We start from the raw sequence: 21,198 nt of genomic DNA, 5'->3' as shown, positions 1-21,198 counted from the left end.
CCAAGCAGGTGATCCACCACTCGGACCAGGGAACGCAGTACACCTCGGCTGCCTTTGGGAAAAGATGCCGGGAGGCGGGAGTGCGGCCGTCGATGTGCTCGGTAGGGGACGCTTACGACAACGCCCTGTGCGTGTTCCGTCAGGCCCGGTTCGTGCCGGCCGTGGAGTATATCCAGGCCAATCGGCTACGCTCATTGTTGATGGAGGACATGGCCCAGGTCATGTCTGGAATCGACGCCTACCTGGCTCCCAGTTTCAGCTATAACGTGAGACTCACCAACCTGACGGGACTCCCCTGCCTCGCGCTTCCCAACGGTTTCGATCCCGAAGGCCGTCCCACCAGCATCTCCCTCACCGGGCGCCTCTTCGACGAGTCCCGGATCCTGGCTCTGGGGCAAGCCTACCAGCAGGTCACCGACCATCACTCCCGGCAGCCTGCCGGGTTCGAAGTTTCCGGCGGGTGAGAGCCCAATATCGGATGGCTTTGTCACCGGTTGTCTGGGCATGGCATCTGTCCAGAGAGCCTCGGCATCGGTGCCCTCGATCACGGTTTCTCCACGCGGATCGTTTGTTGGACTTGGAGGCTTTCCATCCGAATATGTAATCTTGTCAGTATGGAGATTGTCATGCTTTCAATCCGAATCCCCGAGGAGATTGACGCTCGGCTTGAGCGACTCGCAAAGGAGGCAGGCCAAACCAAAAGCGCCTACGCCCGTGAAGCCATCCTCGAGAAGATCGAGGAAATGGAGGACCTGCATCTGGCGGAACAGGTGTTGGAACGGGTTCGCAATGGAGACGAGAAAGTCGTAACTTCCGAAGAGATGTGGCGTGACCTGGAAGGTTGAGTATGCTGAGAGTGTTCAGAAATCCATTCGAAAACAGAGTCGGCAGACTCAACAGTGGCTTCGGGATTACCTGGAGGTCCGATTGGCCAGGATGCGAAATCCTCGTCAACTTGGGCGTGCCATGCGGGGAACCAGGTATCGCAAACTTTGGCGGTACCGCGTTGGAGACTACCGGATAATTGCCGAAATCAACGATGAACGCATTCGAATTCTTGTCGTCCGGATCGCCCATCGTCGAGGCGCATACCGTTCGCAAATCCACTGAAGAACAGGAGCAGCTAGGGAGCGACGGGTTTCTCGCCGCAGGCGCCCCCATGAAGGTGAAGGAAGAACGGGGGACAGGAATGTCCCCCCTCCAAACGGCTCACTCGGACTGCTAAATTGAGGGTCCGAGCCGCTTCGACGGCATTTGAGAAATATTGCCATGCCTGATCAAGCCCACGAGAAACTCAAAAAAATCGCAGACAGGATGAAATCTGAACGGGATAGTGGGGCCATGCCGGTTGCGGAATTCACGACGGTCCGTGAGCTTCTGGGTTGGTTCAACTATTCGCGCCGAAGCGACAGGCTCATCAGGCGGATCAGGACCAAATTTGCGGAACTCGATCTCCGCACGGTCCCCGATTTCGAGCGAGAGCACATCGACGGCGATATCGCGATCGAACTGGACATGGAGGCGACGGGTGTCCGGAACGAGCCGGCCGATCCGACCGTGCGTATCCGCGTACTTCCGACGTCCCGCTGCAAACTAACGAGCGTGCAGCCGAACAACCCGCTCGCCAAAGCGACGACACTCATGTTGATCGAGGATTTCTCACAGCTGCCGGTGATGACAAACGAACGCGACGTGAAGGGCGTGGTCAGTTGGCGGTCGATCGGAACAGCCTACACGCTCGGATGCGAGAGCGACGAGGTCCGCGACTGGATGGAATCCCCTCGGGAAATAGGCATCAACGCTCCCTTGTTCAATGCGATCAAGGACATCTGGGAACATGGATACGTTCTCGTTCGAGACATCGACCGGACAATCTCAGGAATAGTAACGGCAAGTGATTTCGCCATACAGTTCGCGCAGCTTGCCCAACCGTTCCTGACCATTGGCGAAATCGAACTCCATCTGCGGAATCTCGTGAGCAAATTCACTCTCGAAGAGATGAGGAAGGAGTCCGATGATCCAAACAGACCGATCGAAGGCTCGTGGGATCTCAACTTCGGCGCCTATTGCCGCCTGATTGAGAACCCGGATCGATGGGACAGGTAGGGATTGCAAGTCGATCGCGCCACCTTCATACACAACTTGGGCCAGATCCGGGAGTTGCGAAACGAGGTAATGCATTTCGCGCCTGACGGCCTGGACCCGGAGGAGGTCGGCAAGCTGGAACGCGTTGCCATGTTCCTCCGCAAGTTGACCTGAAGTCGCGATGCGGCTGTTTTGGGATTTCGAGTGAAACGTTGAAGAAGAGGGGGGGACAGGAATGTCCCCCCTCCGAACGGATCACTCGGCCTGGGCCTTCTCCAACAGGGACCCTTTTTCCAAGTGATGATTGATGCCGGCGTAGGCCGCGGCGCGGGGATCGTGGGTGACCATGACGATGGTCTTGCCGAAGTCCCGGTTCAATGCCTCCAGAACCTTGAGGATGTCCCCGGCCGACTCGGCGTCCAGGTCGCCCGTCGGTTCGTCGGCCAGGATGAAGGTGGGATCGGTGACGATTGCCCGGGCGATGGCTACCCGTTGCTCCTCTCCCCCGCTGAGCTGGCGCGGATAGTGGTGTATTCGGTCTGAAAGGTTCACCAGACGCAGGGCCGTTTCCACATGCTCCCGCCTTTCCTTCCGGGAAAGCGCGGTCAGCAGCAAGGGAAGCTCCACGTTTTCGAAGGCGGTCAGGACAGGGATCAGGTTGAAGTGCTGAAACACGAATCCCACGTGTTCGTTGCGCCAGCCGGCCAGCTCGTCTTCGTTGAGCGCGGTCAGGTCTTCTCCCAGGACCCGGAGCTCGCCGCCGGTCGGCCGGTCGATGCCGGCAATCAGGTTGAGCAGGGTGCTCTTTCCCGAACCGGAGGGTCCCATCAAGCTGATGAAGTCCTTCTCGCGGATGTCCAGATTGATGTCCTGCAGCGCTACGACCTGGACGGTATCGCGCTGGAACACGCGGGTCAGATGGCGCATTTCGATCAAAACGTTTGTCATCCGGTTTCCCCCGGGGTGGCCGCTTCGGCTCCGGAGTCCGGGTGCCTGCGAAAGAAAGTGACCTGAACATCCATTTCCGGCCGAAGGTACTGATCCGGTTTCAGAATCTGGACCTTCACCTCGATCGTGGCCCGCTGCCGGTTGGCCTCGGGCGCGATCTCGTCCAACTCACATTCGTATTCCCGGGCCGGATAGGCGATAGGAGACATCTTGCATCCGTTCTCCGGCGAGATGTTGTGAAAGTCCGACTGGCTGATATCCATCTCCACTTGCAGATCATTCAGATCCGCCAACGCCACCAGGACGGCTCCCCCCATAAAATAAGCCGAGACCATTTCGCCGACTTCGACGACCCGCTCCAGGATCGTGCCGTTGACGGGCGCCCGGATCTCCGTTTCCTTCAATTGGGTCTGCCAATATGAGATGTCCGCCTGGCTTCGTTCGAGCTCGGCGCGCGCAGCCTGGATCTGCTCGGTTCGCGGACCGATCTCCAGGAGCAGATGGTTCTTCTCGGCCACGGCGACGGTGGCCTTGGCCATGTCACGGCGAGACCGGGCATCGTCCACCAGTTGTTGTGCGATGACGCCACTTTCGATGAGTTGACTCAATCGTCGATGTTCGAGTTCGGCATTTTCCAAGTCGGCGCGGCTTCGTTCCAGCTCCGCCTCCGCTCGCTGGATCTCTTCAGGCCGTGAACCGGTTTCCAATTCGGTGAGGCGGGCCCGTGCCGAGTCGTGACCCGCTTGCGCCTGCTGGAGTTGGGCCCGGAACTCGGCATCCTCCAACCGGACCAGCAACTGGCCTTTTTCGACTCGATCCGATTTGTCGACACCGACCCATGCGACCTTCCCCATGATCCTGGAACTGACTTCGATCCGGTGGCGAGGGACGATGTAGCCCGAGGCGATGAGCAACGTCCTGTTCCGTTCCGGCGCCCCATCGGCCCCGGGGACGGCAGGAACGGCGTTCGCCCGATCCGCCTGCACGTCCGCCACCGCGGCATCCGGCGTCTGCAACGACAGGTTCAGGAAAACCAGCCCGGACAGGACAGCGCCCAGAACGAAAGCCATCAGTCCCATCAGCCACAAGTTTCGGGGCGGCCTGGCACGCTTCCGGTTGCGGTCGATCCGCAACGCCTTCAAATCTTTTTCCATCAGTCTCGCATCACGTCGATCAATCTCACCCGGGCGGCTCGTGCGGCCGGCAGCAGGCCGCCGGCAATCCCCACCAGGCTGACGAAGAGAATCGCCTTGAAAAGGATTTCCGGGGTGATTCGAAAATGGAACAGGACTTCGCTGAAACTGGCGAAGTTGGTGGTCCCCGTGGAAATGCCGTGGACCGGCAACGCCATGAGACAACCGGCGACTCCACCCAGCAACGCCAGCAGAACGGATTCCGCCAGAAACGAGGCCAGGATGCTCCGCCTGCGGAATCCCAGCGCCCGCAGGGTCCCGATCTCCTTGAATCGGGCCATGACGGTGCCGTACATCATGTTCATGGCGGCAAAGCAGGAACCGATTCCCATGACCACAGCGATAAAGATTCCCAAGGCCTTGAGTCCCACGGAGGAGATCGTCTGTCCCTCGTAGTATTCGGTCTGGGGAATGGCTTGCAGCTCGATGTTTCGATCCTCTTCGATCCGTTTCGCCAGAGCGGCTCGAGCCTCTCCGTTCTTGGCGCGAACCAGGAATGAGGTGTAGATGGGCCGGGACCAAGCCAATGCGATCTCGTCGTAGTCTCCCCAGATTTCCGAATCGTAGGCCGTGCCGCCGGCGTCGAAAATTCCCACGACACTCCACTCATTCTGGGCGATGGGCAACGTGTCGCCCAGCTTCATCTGCTTGAAGCGGCGCGACAATGACCGGCTCACGATCAGTTCCCGCACGCCCTTCGCAAAGCGCCGTCCCTCGACGATTCGGACCTCCGGCCGCATTTCGAAGCTCCGGTTGCCGGCGCCGCGAATGACAATGTTCGAGGTTTCGTTTTCTCCGGCGATCCGCTCATGATTGATGACGACGATGAGTTCGCCCGAGGCCCAGGGCTCGTCGTTTTGGTCGCGGGCCACTTCAGGCAGAAATCGGACCCTCGGGAAGATGTCCCGGTCGAGATAGCTGTTGGTCTCGTTTTGGGAGCCCTGCCGAATGACCACCAGGTCATTGGGGTATCCGGTGTTGACGAAGGTCGAGTCGAGGCCGTCGATGAGAGCCATCATGGCCACCAGAATGGCGACCGTGAGCCCGATTCCCAAGGCCGTCATCAGAGTCCCGACCCGCCGCACCCAGAGACTCCTCAAGTTGTACCGGATGGGGATCTTCATCTAGCCCACACTCTGCAAGGCTTCGAGCGTCGGCCGCCGGGCCGCCTGCCACGCCGGCAGGCCGGCGGCAATCAATCCGATCAACGCGCCAATCAGGACGCAGACCCCGATGGTGGAGAACCGGACATCGAAATTCTGGATGAACCCGTTGCTGATGGCCTGCATCGGCACCGACTGGAAAATCACGCGGGCGCCCAGGGCGCCGAACCCCGCCCCGCTGATTGCAAGCAGCAGCGACTCGCTCAGCAACAATCCCAGAACCTGGGCCTTCCGGAATCCCAGGGTCTTGAGAATCCCGATCTCCCGGACCCGTTCGCGGATGGACATGGCCATGGTGTTCGCGGCGACCAGGCTGACGGCGAAGATCACCGCCAGACAGATGCTGCTGATGAGAAACTGCACGTTTCCCAGCATGGAGACGAACCCCATGATGAAAGCTTTCTCGGTTTCCGTCTTGGTGGGAGCCATGGAATTCTTGAAGAGTTCGTCCACCTCCTCGGCGATGGCGGACATCACCTCCGGCGACGAGGCCCGGATCGAGAAGGTTCCGGTGACGCCGTTGTCGTTCATGAGTTCGTTGAAGTAGTCCCAATGGAAATAGATGCTGCCCCCCTCGTCGCCGCCCCCCTGGTAGATGGCGCGGATCGTCAATTCCAACTCGGTCGGGAAGAGGTTGCTGCCGGTATGGATCGTCTGCCCCACCTGCCAGCCGAAACGCTCCGCCAGGGTACTCCCCACCAACGCTCCGGAACGATCCTGCAGAAACGCTTGTTTCTGCTCTTCGGGAACGGCCATGTCGGGATAGATCTGAAACAACCGGTCCGTATCGGAGGCAAACTGCGCCAATCCGATTTCGGTCCCCTGATGGTTGTAGAGGCCGCCGAACCACATCGATCCGATCACGGCTTCCACTCCGTCGAGGGCGGCGATCTTATCCCGGTAGGAGGTGGGCAAGGTATTGAAAAGGGAGATCTTGTGCCGGACCACGAGCCGCAAGGCGGAGTCCGGGGTCTCGGGCGGACTGGTCAGCTCGTCGAGCACCGTCATCAAGGTGGCCACCAGGAAAACCGATGCCCCGATGCTGCTGGCCGTCAGCAGGGTCCTGAGCTTGTTCCGGAACAGATTCGTGGCGAGAAGTCTGAAGAATTTCATGTCCGCACCCGGCATTCCAGTCTGGCCCGAATTTCTCACCCGGGCGCTGAGGATATGCCTAATCTAATTTTATCTTGAGTTGGCGGCCGGCGTTCAGGGCTTCGAAGATCTCGTCACTTCCCTGTAACTGGCCGACAGACCCGTCACCTGGGGCAGGAGTTCCAACTGCTTCCGCAGCCGTTTCGTGGCCTCGGTCGTCGGGCCGGCCCGTCCCACCGCCGGGTGCTCATGGAACCGGAGAAAGTTCCCCGGCTCCACGTACAGCTTGACCCCGTATTTCTGGCAGAGAGGGCCGTAGTCCCTGCGAATGGCCTGCACCAGCGGGGGCAGGCCGAGACCCGTCTCCTGGTTCTGCAGGTATCCCCAGGTGCGCTGGATCCGTTCCGGATAGCGCGATCGGACCCGGGTGATGTGGCCCAGGACCAGATCGTCGATGATTCCCTCCTCGATCCACTTTCGCCATTGAAGCCTCATGTTTCCAAAAGGAGGACCGATGTACTCCCCCTGCTGGACGCCGATGGAGAGCTTCTGCCCCTTCGTCTTCAGGTGGGCCTTCAATTCCCGGAGAAAGAGGGTGAAATACTCTCCCCGGAGCTCGCGCCACTTCTCCACGTCGAAGTCTTCGCGCATGATGTCCCGCCCGTAGCGGCGCTTGTACTCCTGGACGATGGGCTGGTTGAATCCGTACTGGTCCGCGTGGTCCGGCGGGAGGCCGTGGGACCGGATGCTCAGGAAGACTCCGTCGAAATCGAACCCGTCCGAAAAGGTGCGGATGATCTTGTTGATCATGTAGTCGCGCACCTCGGGGTAGGCGTACTCCATGACGTGCCACTGGTACTGGCGTCCGTTGGTGGTCAGGCTCCGGTCGTGGACCAGAAACTGAGGGTTTGCCTTGGTGAACTTGGAGTGCCACGGCCAGAAGGCCCTTCCGGTGGGCCCCATGTCGAACACGTTCACGTCGGGAGGACGCCCCTCGTCGGTGGGCGCGATCCACATGTAGACCTCGATCTCCGCCGCCTTCAGCGCATCCACGGCGGTCTTGACGAGCCCCTCCTTCCAGGCCCGCCGGGTGATCTTGATCCATTCCCGCAGATACTCGTTCTTTCCGTCCACGGTGACGTGGTGATACAGAACCACCCGGAAGTCGTCGACCCGGAACATGACCTTGTCCACCCCGTTCCGCTTCCAGTTTCGAGTTGCCTCCAGAACCTTTTCGGGAGTGTCCAACTGGAGCACGCCTTCCATTCCGTGAATCACGTCTCCCCAACTGATGGCGAGAAATTTCTCCTTTTCCTGCCCGGCGGCAGACCCGAGAAGACTGATCCCCACCAGAAGCGTCGTCCAAGTTCGCATGACTCGTTTCCTCCCTGATTCGTCTTTTTTTAAAGGCGCCGATTCTCGAAGATGCGGACAGACCCGCGGTCGGAGTCGACCTCCACCCAATCCCCGTCGCGGATCGAATTCAGGTCCGCCGCTTCGACCCGAATCACCGGGATCCGGGCGATGACGCAACCCAGTATCGAGGGCGGGTCCGCTTCCAGGTTGACGAGGGCGGCCGGCGCCGTTCCCTCCAGCCCGGCGACGCGGACATGCATGGTATTTCCCGACGATCCGGTTCCCGACGGCATGACCAGCACCCGGCCCGACAGGTTCCGATCGTAGAGTGGATGCTGGCTGTCGATCACCTTCCCGCTGGCGGGATCGAACTCCGAACGGAAGCAGAGGGGGGTCTCACTGACCATGGCCCTTCCCGAAGCCTTGCCGGGCACGATCTTTCTTCCTCGAATGACCCTTTCTTGCGTCAACCGGCCCACCTCCCGCTGACGGCCGCCGCGACGCAGCCTTCCAGGGGCAGGACCCCGGTGCGGGAGGCCAGGGCGCTGCGCCCGTAGAACGCCTGCTTGAAGGAGTTGGAGACGTAGTTGCGCGGACGCGCATGCCCCAGGGCGCCGGGACAGATGTCCGAGAGGATGTGCCCTCCGGCCTCCTCGATCACTCCTGCATAGCCCCGGCGCCGGGCGTCGACCAGCGTGTGCCGGGAGGTGCAGACGATGAGCTTCACGCCCGGAGCCACCTGCCGGCGGGCCAGCACCTGGGAGATCTCACGGAGCTCGTCCAGGGAACTGAAGGGGCAACCCAGAGCCACCGTGTCGATGGGTTCCCCTTTCTCCATCCGGTTCATCTTCCGATACGTGGTCCGGAGGTCGTCCCGGTCGAAGGTCAGCGATTCTATGGGCTGGTCCGGATCCAATGCCTCTTCCGCGGTCGGAGCTTCGGGAGTCAGGCCGGCGATATGGAACATGGTGGTGCCCCGGCCGGCATACGGCAGCGACGCTGAGAGCTGTTTGGCCTCGGCGGGCGCGATCTCCTCGATCCCCTCGAAAACCGGAATCCCGGAGCCGGCTTTTTCCCCCACATGGTAGCCCAGCGCGCCCCAGTCGCTGACCGAATTCATCTTCACCCGAAGCTCGACTCTCACCGCCGCCTTGCGATTCCGGTCCAGGAGGGCGCCGAACTCGGGGACCCAGCCCAGGAACGCCGCCGCCAGAGAGCTCTCCATGCCGTTGCGGTTGGTCCGGGCTCCCATCATGGAGTTGGAGTAGACCACGGCCGAAGACTCGGTCCAGGCGCAGATCTCTCCGAACGCGGGGACCGCCCCCACCTGGTACGGCGCACAGGACCAGGTGGCCTTGACCCCGGCGCCGGCCGCCAAGGCGTGCAGTTCCTGCTGAAAGTTCAGCTCCTTCTCCGTCAGTCCCTTTTCCCGCAGGGCAGCCAGGTCGGTGCAGTTGGCGTGGGTCAGCGTGACGCACTTGACCCGGTGGCGGCACAGCTCACGGAACTCATCCAGGTAGGTGTCCAGCGTCCGCTCCGAAATCCCCTTGAGGCAGGGCGTCCGCAGGATGCAATGGACGTTGGTGACGGGCACGAGCCGAGTGGCGCCCAGCGCCTCTCCCCAGAGGATCGACCACTCGAGATAACGGGCCAGAAGGTCTCCGCGCTCACCGCCCAGGACAGCCTCCTGCTCCTCCGTCAACTTCATGCGGCTCCGCCCGTCAATATCCCCTCGCCTTGTCGCAGACGAATTTGAGCGGTTTTCCTGCCAGGTAGCGCCTCAGGTTCTCTATGAAGATCTCGCGGCGGCGCTGCCACATCTGGGGCGAGTCGGCCGAGACGTGGGGCGAGATGATCACGTTGGGCAGATCCCAGAGCGGACTTTCCGGGACCGGCGGCTCGGGGTCGGTGGCGTCCAACGCGGCGCCCCCCAGGCGTCCCGACCGAATCGCCTCGGCCAGGGCGTCCTCGTCCACGATTCCCCCGCGCGAAACCACGATCAGGTGGGCGCCCCGCTTCAGATGGGCCAGGCGGCCGGCGTCGATCAGACCGCGCGTGGATTCCACCAGCGGCGCCGTCACCACGAACCAGTCGCTGATGGCCAGCATCTCGTCCAGGCGTTCCACGCCCCACACCTCCCGCACGCCGGGCGGAGGCTCCATCGGCACGACGTCCACGCCGTAGACCTCCATGTCGAATCCGGCGGCCCGTTGGGCCACGCCCTTTCCGATGTCCCCCATGGCCAGGATCCCCAGGGTGGTGCCGGCCAGTTCGGTCATGGCGCCGAAGTACTTGATGGTGTCCCAGTTGCGGGCCCGCTGGTCTTCCAGCAGATCGGGGACCCGGTGGGCGAAAGCCAGGATCATGGCCAGGGCATGGTCCGCCATGGCGATGACGTGGGTTTCCCGGGCGTTGGTCATGACCACGTCGCTCTCGACGAGTCCCGGGGCGCGAGTGAGAATGTGATCAAAGCCGATCCCCACGAAATGAAACCAGCGGAGCTTGCGGGCGGCCTCAAGGACTTCCTCCGTGATCAGACCGAACTGGACCTCGGCGTCGGGAACCTCCCGAAGCTGCTCCTCCGGCGTATAGGCGGTTCGAAATTCCACCTCCGGGAAGATTTCCCGGAGTTCCTCAATGAATCCTGGTCCGATCCGGTGGGTGATGACGACTTTCATGATCTCAATTGCTCCTTCGCGTGAGGTTGGTCCTCACGGGCGGTTTCCTCACCGGTCCGCTCCGGCCTTGACACGGTATTTCTCGAACCAGGCCAGGATATAGCTGACCTTGGCCACCAGGTGGCTGGGACGCTGGGCGATGCCGTGGGCGGCCTCGGGAATCCGCACCATGGCCGTGTCCACCTTGCGCAACTTGAGGGCCTGATAGTACTGCTCCGTCTCGGAGATGGGCGTCCTCAGGTCCGACTCCCCGGTGAGGAGCATGGTCGGCGTCGTGACGTTCCCCACCAGCGAGAGAGGCGAATACTTCCAATAGGTTTCGTACTCCTCCCAGACCGGGCCCGGCATCCAGTACTTGCTGAAGGCGACGTAGATGTCGCTGGTGCCGCCCATGCTGATCCAATTGATGACCGGCTTCGAGGCGACCGCCGCCCGGAACCGGTCCGTCTTGCCCACAATCCAGGCCGTCAGGACGCCTCCCCCCGAACCTCCGGTGACAAACAGGTTTTCCGGGTCCACGTAGCCGCGCCCCAGCACGTAGTCCACACCCGCCATCAGATCGTCGTAGTCCTGGCTCGGATAATTCTGGTGGATGAGGTTGGCGAACTCCGCCCCGTAGCCGGTGCTGCCCCGGGGATTCGTGTAGAGCACCACGTAGCCGGCCGACGCCATCAACTGAAGCTCGACGCTGAAGTAGGGGCCGTAGTAGGCGTAGGGACCTCCGTGGATTTCCAGGATCAGGGGATATTCCCGGGACGGGTCGAAATCGGGAGGTTTGATGATCCAGCCGTCGATGGGACGGCCGTCCACCGGCGAAGCGTAGGTGACCGGCTCCACCGGGCCCAGCGCCTTGTGGGTCAGCAAGTCCTCGTTCAGACGGGTCAGGCGGCGAGCTTCACCCGAGGCTGGGGCGAAGCCGACATCGGGAGGACTCCGGGTCGACGTGGACGTGTAGACGACTCCGTTCCTTCCGGCCCGATAGGCCCCCGCCCCGTACGGCCGGCCCAGGGAGAGGCCGCCGGCGTCGGTCACCACGGGATGGATCTCGCCGTCGAGGCCGACCCGAGCCACTCGAGTCGAGCCCTCATCGCCGTAAAGGACGTAGATTTCGTCACCGTCCGGATGCCACTGGGGACTGGAGACGGACCGGTCCAGACCCTGGGTCAACGGGCGCGTGTTTTCTCCGTTCCGATCCATGACGTAAAGGACCCTGTTGGCATAGCTCAACCCCCGGTCGTCATACCCCGTATAGGCGATGGTCTTGCCGTCCGGAGAAAGGGCGGGGTCCGAGTCGGGCCCCTTTCTGTCGGTCAGGGTCCTGATCTCACCCGTCAGGGACACCTCATGGATCTCCGACTCCCGGGGCTCGTACTCCCAACCGGGAGAGCGATTGGAACTGATCAGGACCCCCGTGCTCTCGGGCAACCATACCGGCGGACCCGAGTCGTATTCTCCACGCGTCAGTTGCCGGGGCGTGCCCCCGTCGTCGTCCAGGAGAAAGAGCTGGACATTGCCCTCCTCCAGCAATCCCTGACCGTCCCGGCGATACCGGACGCTCCGGATCTCCCGGGGCCGGGGAGCCCATTGGGCGCCTTCGGGCGGGGACGGCAACTGCACCATGGGCTGCCGATTCCGGGGGACGAACCGGGTAAAGGCGATCCATTTGCCATCCGGGGACCAGGCCGGGTTCGAAGGCGCCCGCGCGAGCTGAGTCAGCCGGGCGGTCTGCCGCGTGTCCATCCACATGACGTAGAGCTGGGGGCTTCCCTCGGCGTCGGAGACGTAAAGCAGCCGCCTCCCGTCGGATGAGAGCCGGGGGGAGGAGTACCGGGCTTCTCCGGACAAGAGCGGACGATGCCGGCTTCCATCCAGATCGACGGTCCAGACGCTGCTCCGGCGCCGGTCGGTCATCACGTCCATGGAGTTGCGCATGTAGATCACGCGTCCGCCGTCGGGGGCGAAGCGGGGATCGGAAGCCCATTCCAGTTCGAACACGTCCTTCGGCTCGAATCGCTCGAGTTCGCCGGCCAGGAGCCGCACGGGAAGGAACGAAACCAGCAAGACGCAGAGACCGGCGATCAGAAGAAGCGACCGAAAAATGACCATATCCGCACCCAGGCCCGCGCCATTCGGCGCCGTTTCGTGAACCGCTATCATTCTGCGCTTCGACTTCGGACTCCACAAGGCCGTATGAGGAAAGAGAAAAGACAAGGAAGGCGATTTCCAATCGCCCGTGCCCCGCATTCCTCGATGTTCCACGAATCGGCGGTGACGGAACCTCCGCTCCCATCCATTCCGTTGCCGGCTTCCAGGGCTTCGTGTAACTTGTGCCCATGATTCGCACAATCGAGTGGACCGACGAGGGCGTGGTCATGATCGACCAGCGCCTGCTGCCGACCCAAGAGATCTACAACACGTACACCACCGTCGAAGGAGTGGCCGAAGCCATCCGGAGCATGGTGATCCGGGGCGCTCCGGCCATCGGCGTGGCCACCGCCATGGGCTTGGCGTTGGGGGTGAAGAACCTGACCTCCGGCGAGGACCTGGAATCGGAATGGCAGAAGATCTGCGAGACCATCCGGGTGACCCGGCCCACCGCCAGGAACCTCTTCTGGGCCATCGAACGGATGGACCGGGTGTTCCGGGCCCACTGCGGCTCCCTGGCCGAGGTTCAGGACGCCCTGGTGCGGGAAGCGCAGGAAATGCACGGTGAGGACATCGAGATCAACCGGCGCATCGGCCGGCACGGCCAACGGCTGCTTTCACAGGGTTCGACGGTCCTGACCCACTGCAATGCCGGCGCCCTGGCCACGGCCGGATACGGAACGGCGCTGGGGGTCATCCGGGCGGCGGTCGAGGCGGGAAAGGGCATCCAGGTCTTCGCCGACGAGACCCGGCCTTTTCTCCAGGGCGCCCGCCTCACCTCCTGGGAAATGGTTCGGGAGAACATTCCCTGCACCCTCATCACCGACAACATGGCGGGTTACTTCATGCAGTCGGGACGAATCCAGGCCGTGGTGGTGGGGGCCGACCGGATTGCCGCCAACGGCGATATCGCCAACAAGATCGGCACCTACGGCGTTGCCGTGCTGGCCAAGGAGCACGGGATCCCCTTCTACGTGGCGGCTCCCCTTTCTACCATCGACCTGGGAACGCCCACAGGCGCCCAGATTCCCATCGAGCAGCGGGACATCGCCGAGATCACCCAAATGGCCGGGCAGGACCTGGCTCCCGAGACCGTCCAAGTGGCCAATCCCGCCTTCGACATCACCCCCAACCGCCTGGTCGCCGGCATCATCACCGAGGAGGGCGTCGCCCGGACGCCCTACGTCGAGTCGTTGGCCGGCCTCTACCGGATCGCCAGTGAACGTTCTGGGAATTGAGACCAGTTGCGACGAGACCGCGGCGGCGCTGGTCGAAGACGGACGGCGGATCCTCTCCAACGTGGTGGCCTCCCAGGTGGACGTCCACTCGGTCTACGGCGGCGTGGTTCCGGAGCTGGCCAGCCGGGAACACGCGTCCAACATCAACCATGTCGTCGATCTCTGCCTGGAACGGGCCTGGAACGGCGAGTCGGACTGGGATCGCGTGGATGGCATCGCGGTGACCCGGGGCCCGGGACTGGTGGGGGCGCTACTGGTGGGAATGGCCTACGCCAAGGCTCTGGCCTTCGCGCTGGAGATCCCCATGGTGGGAGTCAACCACCTGGAAGGGCACATTCGATCGGTCCCCTTGGAACATCCGGGGGCGGAGTTGCCGGCCCTGGCCCTGGTGGTGTCGGGTGGGCACACGAGCCTTTTTTGTCTGGACGATGAACGTTCCTGCCGGGAACTCTCCCGGACCCGCGACGATGCCGCCGGCGAAGCCCTGGACAAGCTCTCCAAGGCGCTGGGCCTGGGATATCCCGGGGGTCCCGTCATCGATCGGCTGGCGCCGCTGGGCAACCCGAAAGCGGTGCGGTTCTCGCTTCCCAGGACCAAGGGCGCCGAGCTGGACTTCAGCTTCAGCGGAATCAAGACAGCGGCCCTTCGCCATTGCCGGCTGGAAGGGATCCAACCGGTCGAGCCCGAATTTGCGAAATCTCCGAAAACGGTGCCGAAAGCGATGTTGGACCTGGTGGCCAGCTACCAGAAGTGCGTCGTGGACCAACTTCTGGACCGGCTCGAGAAAGCCTGGAAACGGCACGACGTGCGTTCCATCCAGATCTCGGGCGGCGTCTCCGCCAACAGCGAACTCCGCCGCCGGGCGGCAGACCATTTCCGGGACCGCGCTCCCGTCTACTTTCCTTCCCTCCTTCTCTCCACCGACAACGCGGCCATGATCGCCGCCACCGGACACCGCCGCCTCGCCGCGGGAGAGAGGGACTCGTGGGACCTGACCGCCGAACCCAACCTGCCCCTCTGACCCCCGGTTCTCAGCCGGACAAGCTTTTTCATGTTTTCGCTCCCGTTGTCGTTTGATTGACTGATGCATTCCTCCTCACGGGAAATCATCGGCCTCGCCTCCCCATCGGCGCGGACGAGGCCGCGTGACCGGAAAAGGCTATGAACCAGGACTACCGAAACTTCGTTGAGCAGCTGACCGAAACCCGGCGCCATTTCGACGTGGTGGGCGAATCCTTACGGGATGAGATCCAGCTCGTGGCCGAAGGAGAGATGAACCTGGAAAAGGGCCTCGGGGGAATTCGTCAGGAAATGACGGTGGAACTCTCCCAGGTCAAGGCCATGCTGCGGCTGTCCCACGCCGATCTGAAGCACCGGATCGCCTGCCTGGAACGGACCGTGGAGGCTTTGATGCGGGATTCGAACGCCTGACGGGCGCGAAGCGGCGTTCCTCCGGAAGTCCGGCGCGCCCGATCTTGCCGGCCGGCGATGGGCGGGACCAGTTCTATTCGGTGCCGATAGCGGCCAGGATGCCCTCCAGCGCCCGGTTTACCGCGGACTTGCTGTGGGCCTCCAGGGAGTCGTCATAGTCGGTGAGCCGGGCCAGCACCAGATCGCGGGACGGAATCACCACAGTGCTCTGTCCGCCGGCCCCGGCCGCGTAGTAGGCATCCTCGGGCGCCGCCCAGTTTCCCTTGGTGTTGACCCACCACATGCCGCCGTACCGGGCCACGCCCTCGCCCCGGTTCTCCTCGTTCTTCCAGGCCGGGGCCGGGGTTCGCACGAAGTCGACGAACTCCTCGGAGAGGAGCCGCTCACCCTGCCACATGCCGCGCTGCAGGTAGAGAAGGCCGATCCGGGCCCAGTCCCGCGGCGTTCCGTGCTCGTAGCCGGACAGCACGAAATTGCCGTGGGGGTCGGTATCCAGGACCATGCGCCGGATCCCGATCTTGTCGAAGAGCTCCCGCTGGGGGTAGGTCAGGTACTCCTGGCCCTGTTCCTGGACGGTCCGCTTGACGATGTAGCCCAGGGTCAGGGGATCGCAGTTGCGGTAGCGGCCCACCGTGTTGGGCGGAAACTGGAGGGGGCGGCTCGTCACGTAGCGAAAAACGTCGATGGCGCCCACATAAGGGTAGTAGTGATCCGGGTATTGGGGACCCACCTCCGAGCGGCCTTCCGGACTCTTCACCAACCTCTCGTAGAGCGTGAACTCGAGTCCGCTGGACATCCGCATCAGGTCGGCAATGGTGATCTTGGACCGTTCGTCTCCGGGACCCTGCCACTCGGGGACGGGAGCCGGGTCCTCCAGTTTCAACAGGCCCTCCTGCTCAAGGCGCCCGATGAGCGTCCCGGTCAGGCTTTTGCCCTGCGACCAGCTCTCCATCAGCGTGTCCTGGGCGATGCCTTCGGCGTAGCGTTCGGCCACGAGCCGGCCCTTGTAGACCACCACCAGCCCGGCGGTTCGGGACGGCGGCTCGAAGGCCACCTCCACCGCCGCCTTCAGCTTCTCCTCGTCCACTTCGGGGGGCAGCGGTTCGTCCGGCAGGAGGTCGCCCATGGGCCAGGGCAGGGTTTCCCCATCGGGAAGAGAGGTTCGAACGGGAACCGGATCGAAATAGATGCCGTCGTGGTCCTCGGGATGGATGATGCAACCCTGATCGCCGTAGAGCTTGGCCGTCCGCGTGAGGGTCCCGCGCAACGTGGCCCGAACCAGGCGGTTTTCGTGGTCGATGGACTCGGTGACCTGGGCCATGTCCTCGGCCGGGAGGCGCACCAGCGCCCGCGTGACTCTCCGGCTGTGTTCGATGGCCACGCCGTCTTCCATTTCCGAGACGAAGACCGACGAGCAGAGCAGCTTGGCGTAACCCGCCACGCCCAGGCTGCCGATATCCTGGTCCTTGGCTTCCGGAATGGGTTTGGCCCCGGGGTCCCCGCCGGCGCCGGTGCAGGAGGCGCCAATAATCAGGCCGACTGCCAGCACCAAAAGGATCGGATTCAGAGAGACCAGGGAACGACACGCAGAATAGGGATACTGCTCAGGCATGCGGCGAAGTCTACTACGGTCCCGGCGCAGAAGTCCCGCTGATGGCGAGTCACAGGTCATCGGAGAATCGCAACTCCCGGGCGGTGGGACGAAACGAGAACCAGCGGGCCATGGAACCCGCCGGCGCCCGGCGGGAAGCCCGGACCCACTCCTGTTTCCGGCGGAATCGGTTCCTGAGCCTCCACACTTGCCGGTAGGCTCCCAGCGAAGACCATTCCCGCAGCAGGACGTACCCAACGATCCCCAGATCCCGAATCCACATGTAGGGGAAACACCTGCGCCGCACCGCCGGGTCCAGGTTCTTGATCCGCATCAGGTACCGGTTCTTGAGCGAGTGGTAGTTGATGTGTGTGGCGAGGCGTGCGCGGCGTGAGGGGAGCACCCGCCGCAGGTGCAATCCCTGGGCAGCCGGTTCGTAGAGAGCCCGCCATCCCCGGAGTTGAGCCCTCCAGGCCAGGTCCGCGTCCTCCCGGTAGGCGAAGAAGTCCTCATCCAGGTATTCGTCCCCGTAGCGGATGTCCTCCAGCATTTCGCGGGTGCACAGGAGGGCGGCGCCGCTGATTCCGAACACGAGTTGGCGGCGGTCGTACTGGCCCCGGTCCGGTTGCTGGCTGCCCCGGTCGAAGTGCCGCTGAGTCGGAGTGAAATAGATGCCGGTGGTGTCCAGCACCGGGTATCCATTCTCACGAACGGTCCGGCCTTCCGCGTCCATACGAAAAAACTTCCCCCCCGCCATTCCCACCCCCTTCACGCCGGTCATGGATTCCATCAGAGTCTTCAGGTACCCCTTGGAGAGAATGACGTCGGGATTCAGGATCAGGACGTGATCGAACCCGCCCTGGCGAAGGTGGAAATTGTGGCCGTAGCTGAATCCCCGGTTCCTGTTGGAGCGGTGCAGCCGCGCCCCATGGCTCAGAGCCACCCGGCAGCTCTCGTCTCGGGAGGCGTTGTCGTAGACGCGGATCCGTACGGGCACGTCCTGCTCCCGCACGGAGCGCAGGCAGGAGTCCAGGTGCGCCTCGCTGTCGTAGGTGACGATGCTGACCAGGACGGGAAGTCTGCCCATTTCAGAAGTCACCTCCGACGCCACCGGCCGATCATGCTGCGCCGTGCCAGGGCACCCAGGAGAATCAGGGGCCCCACGAGCGGATAGGCCAACTTGTGGTGCTTGGCCAGGTACCGGAGCATGTTGCGGTAGTAGATTTCCACGAAAGCAGCGTATCCCAGCCGGTCCAGCGAAGACCCGCCCAGATGGGTCCCGACCTGCAGACCCGGAAAATGGAGGATCTCCCAGCCTGCGGCCAGAATCCGGCGGCAGAAATCCACATCCTCGAACCAGGCCGGATGGAACCGTCGGTCGAAACCGCCGATGGCCTCCCACGCCCGGCGCCTCAGCATCCAGAAAGCGGCCGCGGGCTGTTCCACTTCCAAGGCTCGCAAGGAGGATTCATCGACCGCCACTTCGTCCGCTTCAGGATCTCTCCTGCGGTCCAAGCCGGCCGCCGCCAGCAGCTCGTCCAGGAATACGGCGTCCCGAAGCAGGGTCCACGGTCCCGGAAGAGGGCGAATCTGGGGAGTTCTGCCGGACGCGGAGAGAAGAGTCCCGGTGGCGATCCCGCAACGCGGCCTCTCGTCGGCCTCGTGACAGAGGGTTTCCACCGTTCCGGCACGAAGGGTGATGTCCGGATTCAGAAGCAGGACCCAGGGGGTGGCGACCCGGGCGATTCCCCGGTTGGCCGCGCCGGCGAAGCCCAGATTTGCTCCGGCTTCCACCAGTTCGACCCCGTCCCTTCCCAGCGCCGGCCGTGCGCTTCCGTCCTGCGACCCGTTGTCGACGACCACGACCCGGGCCCATTTCTTCCCCAGCGGTTCCATCGACTCCAGCAGACGGGCCAGGCAGGAACCGCTGTTCCAGTTGACGATGACGGCGCTCAGGCCCGATGCGGAGTCCATGGGAACTCATCAGCCCTGCGGGCTGTCGCCATCCCGGAAGCGGCGGAAACGGGGCGTGACCTCCCACCGCATCATCCCGTAGACCAGGCCGGGACTGGTCAGATCCAGAATGTACGCATTGTCGATCCAATCCTCGACGGTGTGTTCCCAGATGTTCCCCCGGGCGACGGCAATGGAAATGGAATAGCTGCCCGGCCGCAACTCGGGGATCCGGAACCGGAAGCTTACCGTCAGCACGTCTCCCGTTTGCGCCGGCGGCAGGTCCAATCCGGCGTACGAAGTGTTGGACGAGGTGATCTCGACCCCCATGCGGTCCCGGACCGTGAAGCCGACGATGGGATTCTCCAGATCCTTCAGCATCCGGGCCGAGATCAGCAGATGGACCTCCTCTCCGATCTGCGCCTGATTCAGGACCCGTCCGTCAGGAGAGTGGAGCAGCACGCCCATGATGCGGGCGCCTCCGTCACCGTAGCGGTTGTGGACGTTAGGCACGGTGCGGACGATCCGGAGGCGGTCGTCTCTTCCGGCCCCGCTCCATTGGAGCCTCTCCCCCTCCCGCCCCGCTTGCCTTGCCGCGACCAGGGCCTGATAGCGCTGGACCACCCGTTCCGGCGAGCCGTCCTCCAACATTCTCCCCCGCTCCAGCAGGATCGCCCGGTCGCAGAACTGGGTGACCGCCTGCAGATCGTGGCTGACGAAGAGAATGGTCTTGCCCAGACGGCGCAGATGACGGATCCGCTGGATGCAGCGATGCTGAAAAATGAGGTCGCCCACCGCCAGGGCCTCATCCACCAGCAGGATGTCCGGGTCCACGTGGACGGCCACGGAGAAGGCCAGCCGCATGAACATGCCGGTGGAATAGACCTTGACCGGCTGGTCCACGAATTCGCCGATCCGGGCAAATTCAAGAATGTCGTCCTGGCGTTCCTCCATCTGCCGCTTGGTGAACCCCATGACGGCGCCGGCCATGAGCATGTTTTCCCGTCCCGTGAACTCGGGATTGAACCCGGAACCCAGCTCCAGCAGGGCCGAGACGGTCCCTCGGACCCCCAAATCACCCGTGGTCTGCCGATGGATTCCGGCCACCAGTTGAAGCAGGGTGCTCTTGCCCGATCCGTTCCGCCCCACGATGCCCAGCGTCGTCCCGGGCGCCACTTCCAGGTCGATCTCCCTCAAGGCCCAAAATTCCCGGTGCAGGCGCCTCCTTTTCCCCAGAAACAGCTCCAGGAACTTGTGGCTCGGACGCCGGTAGATCCGGTATTTCTTGGAGACCTGCCTCAGGCTCACCACCGGCGGCGGCTCAGAGGGCATCGGCGAACTCCCGCTTCATCCCCCTGAAGGCGAGGCCACCCAGGAAGAATATCGCCAGCGAAACGCCGGCCAGCGCCAGCCACGACTCGGCCGCCGGGATCCGGCCCTCCAGAAGCAACAGGCGGTACCCCTCCACGACGTGGGTCAACGGATTGAGCCGCAGCCAGAACTGGAACCGGGGCGGCACCCTCTCCACCTGGTAGAAGATGGGAGAGAACCAGAACCAGAAGACCAGCAACACCGTAAGGACCTGCGCCGTGTCCCTCAGGAAGACCTGCAGGGCCGCCAACAGCCAGCCCAGGCCCAGCGCCAGCAGCATCAGCCAGAAGAACCATGCCGGCAACAACCAGACGGTCCAGGTCAACAGGCCGAGATAGAGGAGCACCGACAGAAGCACCGCCAGGCCAAACAGGTGGGTCACCAGGTTTGAGGCGGCCAGAGTCAGGGGCAGGACCTCCGACGGAAAGAGGGTCTTCTGGACGAGGTTCCTCTGTTCCACGACCGAGGTGCAGGAGCGCTGCAGCGTGTCCTGGAAATAGAGCCAGGGCAGGAGTCCGCAGAAAAGGAAAACGGCGAAGCTGTCGGTCCTTCCCAGTTCGGGACGAACCTGGAAGATGACCTGAAAGACAAAGGTATAGGCCACCAACAGCACCAGCGGATGAAGCAACGACCAGCAAAGCCCCATGACCGAGCCCACGTAACGGCTCCTCAGGTCGCGCCTCACGAAGGTCCAGATCAGGTGCCGGCGCACCACGAGCTGGGTGAGGAAGCTGGACAGGATCTGGAACGGCACCGTGACCTTCACGCGGGAAATCACCTCACCGGGACTGGTGTTTCCGGGTTTCCTTTCGGACCGTATGTTAGCAGTCCGTGGCGATAGTCCCATGACTCTCCGGGATCGGCGGCGCTCGAAAGCGGAAGGCCTCTGATATCATCGGCGGCGATTGCGGGCCGGACGGGCCGATCCGGAATCATTGTTCAGCGGAGACAGGA

21 protein-coding genes and 1 pseudogene are annotated in these 21,198 nt (G+C 63.1%); 8 read left to right on the top strand and 14 right to left on the bottom strand.

Going from position 1 to position 21,198, the window contains the following annotated elements; translation table 11 throughout:
- From OXT71_10310 to OXT71_10290, 5 genes and pseudogenes are all read left to right on the top strand, one after another.
- Positions 1 to 128: pseudogene (locus tag OXT71_10310) on the top strand (IS3 family transposase).
- 498 nt (positions 129 to 626) lie between these two features.
- Positions 627 to 845 carry a DUF6290 family protein gene (locus OXT71_10305; protein ID MDE2926778.1) on the top strand — a complete coding sequence of 73 codons (219 nt, stop codon included), beginning with the start codon at positions 627 to 629 and terminating at the stop codon, positions 843 to 845.
- Complete coding sequence (locus tag OXT71_10300; protein MDE2926777.1) at positions 829 to 1,110, top strand: type II toxin-antitoxin system RelE/ParE family toxin; 282 nt, start codon at positions 829 to 831, stop codon at positions 1,108 to 1,110. Before OXT71_10305 ends, OXT71_10300 begins: the two co-directional genes overlap by 17 nt.
- A 159-nt stretch (positions 1,111 to 1,269) precedes the next feature.
- Entirely contained in the window at positions 1,270 to 2,106 is an 837-nt protein-coding gene (locus OXT71_10295; GenBank protein MDE2926776.1) for a hypothetical protein, read from the top strand.
- 3 nt (positions 2,107 to 2,109) lie between these two features.
- Positions 2,110 to 2,259, top strand: a complete 150-nt coding sequence (locus OXT71_10290; GenBank protein MDE2926775.1) for a hypothetical protein — start codon at positions 2,110 to 2,112, stop codon at positions 2,257 to 2,259.
- Positions 2,260 to 2,340: 81 nt separating this feature from the next.
- On the opposite strand, the gene OXT71_10285 is transcribed toward OXT71_10290, so the two are convergent.
- The 9 genes from OXT71_10285 to OXT71_10245 form a co-directional block, all read right to left on the bottom strand.
- A complete protein-coding gene (locus OXT71_10285) occupies positions 2,341 to 3,033 on the bottom strand; it encodes an ABC transporter ATP-binding protein (GenBank protein MDE2926774.1) in 693 nt (230 codons plus the stop codon).
- Positions 3,030 to 4,187: an efflux RND transporter periplasmic adaptor subunit gene (locus OXT71_10280; protein ID MDE2926773.1), complete on the bottom strand. Its 1,158-nt coding sequence runs from the start codon at positions 4,185 to 4,187 to the stop codon at positions 3,030 to 3,032. The genes OXT71_10285 and OXT71_10280 overlap by 4 nt, the downstream gene beginning before the upstream one ends.
- Positions 4,187 to 5,350, bottom strand: coding sequence for an ABC transporter permease (locus OXT71_10275; protein MDE2926772.1), 1,164 nt, complete (start codon positions 5,348 to 5,350; stop codon positions 4,187 to 4,189). Before OXT71_10275 ends, OXT71_10280 begins: the two co-directional genes overlap by 1 nt.
- Positions 5,351 to 6,502 carry an FtsX-like permease family protein gene (locus OXT71_10270; protein ID MDE2926771.1) on the bottom strand — a complete coding sequence of 384 codons (1,152 nt, stop codon included), beginning with the start codon at positions 6,500 to 6,502 and terminating at the stop codon, positions 5,351 to 5,353.
- A 93-nt stretch (positions 6,503 to 6,595) separates the two neighbouring features.
- Entirely contained in the window at positions 6,596 to 7,855 is a 1,260-nt protein-coding gene (locus tag OXT71_10265) for a family 10 glycosylhydrolase (protein ID MDE2926770.1), read from the bottom strand.
- Between the two features lie 29 nt (positions 7,856 to 7,884).
- On the bottom strand, positions 7,885 to 8,307 hold the full coding sequence (locus OXT71_10260) for a DUF126 domain-containing protein (protein MDE2926769.1): 423 nt from the start codon (positions 8,305 to 8,307) through the stop codon (positions 7,885 to 7,887).
- Positions 8,304 to 9,545: an aconitase X catalytic domain-containing protein gene (locus tag OXT71_10255; GenBank protein ID MDE2926768.1), complete on the bottom strand. Its 1,242-nt coding sequence runs from the start codon at positions 9,543 to 9,545 to the stop codon at positions 8,304 to 8,306. Before OXT71_10255 ends, OXT71_10260 begins: the two co-directional genes overlap by 4 nt.
- A 13-nt stretch (positions 9,546 to 9,558) precedes the next feature.
- Positions 9,559 to 10,515, bottom strand: coding sequence for a D-2-hydroxyacid dehydrogenase (locus tag OXT71_10250; protein ID MDE2926767.1), 957 nt, complete (start codon positions 10,513 to 10,515; stop codon positions 9,559 to 9,561).
- 48 nt (positions 10,516 to 10,563) lie between these two features.
- Positions 10,564 to 12,672: a S9 family peptidase gene (locus OXT71_10245; protein MDE2926766.1), complete on the bottom strand. Its 2,109-nt coding sequence runs from the start codon at positions 12,670 to 12,672 to the stop codon at positions 10,564 to 10,566.
- Between the two features lie 176 nt (positions 12,673 to 12,848).
- Here OXT71_10245 and mtnA point away from each other — a divergent pair, with 176 nt between their 5' ends.
- The 3 genes from mtnA to OXT71_10230 all read left to right on the top strand — a co-directional run bounded on the left by mtnA (position 12,849) and on the right by OXT71_10230 (position 15,329).
- Positions 12,849 to 13,898 carry an S-methyl-5-thioribose-1-phosphate isomerase gene (gene mtnA / locus OXT71_10240; protein MDE2926765.1) on the top strand — a complete coding sequence of 350 codons (1,050 nt, stop codon included), beginning with the start codon at positions 12,849 to 12,851 and terminating at the stop codon, positions 13,896 to 13,898.
- The gene (gene tsaD, locus OXT71_10235) at positions 13,879 to 14,919 is read left to right on the top strand and encodes a tRNA (adenosine(37)-N6)-threonylcarbamoyltransferase complex transferase subunit TsaD (GenBank protein MDE2926764.1); all 1,041 of its coding nucleotides are present in this window, start codon (positions 13,879 to 13,881) and stop codon (positions 14,917 to 14,919) included. Before mtnA ends, tsaD begins: the two co-directional genes overlap by 20 nt.
- A 140-nt stretch (positions 14,920 to 15,059) precedes the next feature.
- Positions 15,060 to 15,329 carry a hypothetical protein gene (locus OXT71_10230; GenBank protein MDE2926763.1) on the top strand — a complete coding sequence of 90 codons (270 nt, stop codon included), beginning with the start codon at positions 15,060 to 15,062 and terminating at the stop codon, positions 15,327 to 15,329.
- 73 nt (positions 15,330 to 15,402) lie between these two features.
- Here OXT71_10230 and OXT71_10225 read toward each other — a convergent pair whose 3' ends face one another.
- Genes OXT71_10225 through OXT71_10205 form a run of 5 tightly spaced genes read right to left on the bottom strand, consistent with a single transcriptional unit; the run spans position 15,403 to position 21,010 of the window.
- Positions 15,403 to 16,941 carry a serine hydrolase gene (locus tag OXT71_10225; protein ID MDE2926762.1) on the bottom strand — a complete coding sequence of 513 codons (1,539 nt, stop codon included), beginning with the start codon at positions 16,939 to 16,941 and terminating at the stop codon, positions 15,403 to 15,405.
- Positions 16,942 to 16,990: 49 nt separating this feature from the next.
- The gene (locus OXT71_10220) at positions 16,991 to 18,007 is read right to left on the bottom strand and encodes a glycosyltransferase family 2 protein (protein MDE2926761.1); all 1,017 of its coding nucleotides are present in this window, start codon (positions 18,005 to 18,007) and stop codon (positions 16,991 to 16,993) included.
- A gap of 8 nt (positions 18,008 to 18,015) precedes the next feature.
- Complete coding sequence (locus OXT71_10215; GenBank protein ID MDE2926760.1) at positions 18,016 to 18,894, bottom strand: glycosyltransferase family 2 protein; 879 nt, start codon at positions 18,892 to 18,894, stop codon at positions 18,016 to 18,018.
- A gap of 9 nt (positions 18,895 to 18,903) precedes the next feature.
- A complete protein-coding gene (locus OXT71_10210) occupies positions 18,904 to 20,205 on the bottom strand; it encodes an ABC transporter ATP-binding protein (protein ID MDE2926759.1) in 1,302 nt (433 codons plus the stop codon).
- Entirely contained in the window at positions 20,195 to 21,010 is an 816-nt protein-coding gene (locus OXT71_10205; protein ID MDE2926758.1) for an ABC transporter permease, read from the bottom strand. Before OXT71_10205 ends, OXT71_10210 begins: the two co-directional genes overlap by 11 nt.
- Positions 21,011 to 21,198 lie beyond the last annotated feature (188 nt).

This window comes from Acidobacteriota bacterium (genome assembly GCA_028874215.1).
In the GTDB taxonomy this organism is placed as follows: Bacteria; Acidobacteriota; UBA6911; order RPQK01; family JAJDTT01; genus JAJDTT01.
Note: the sequence above shows the minus strand (reverse complement) of the source record. Positions and strands in the feature narration are given on the sequence as shown.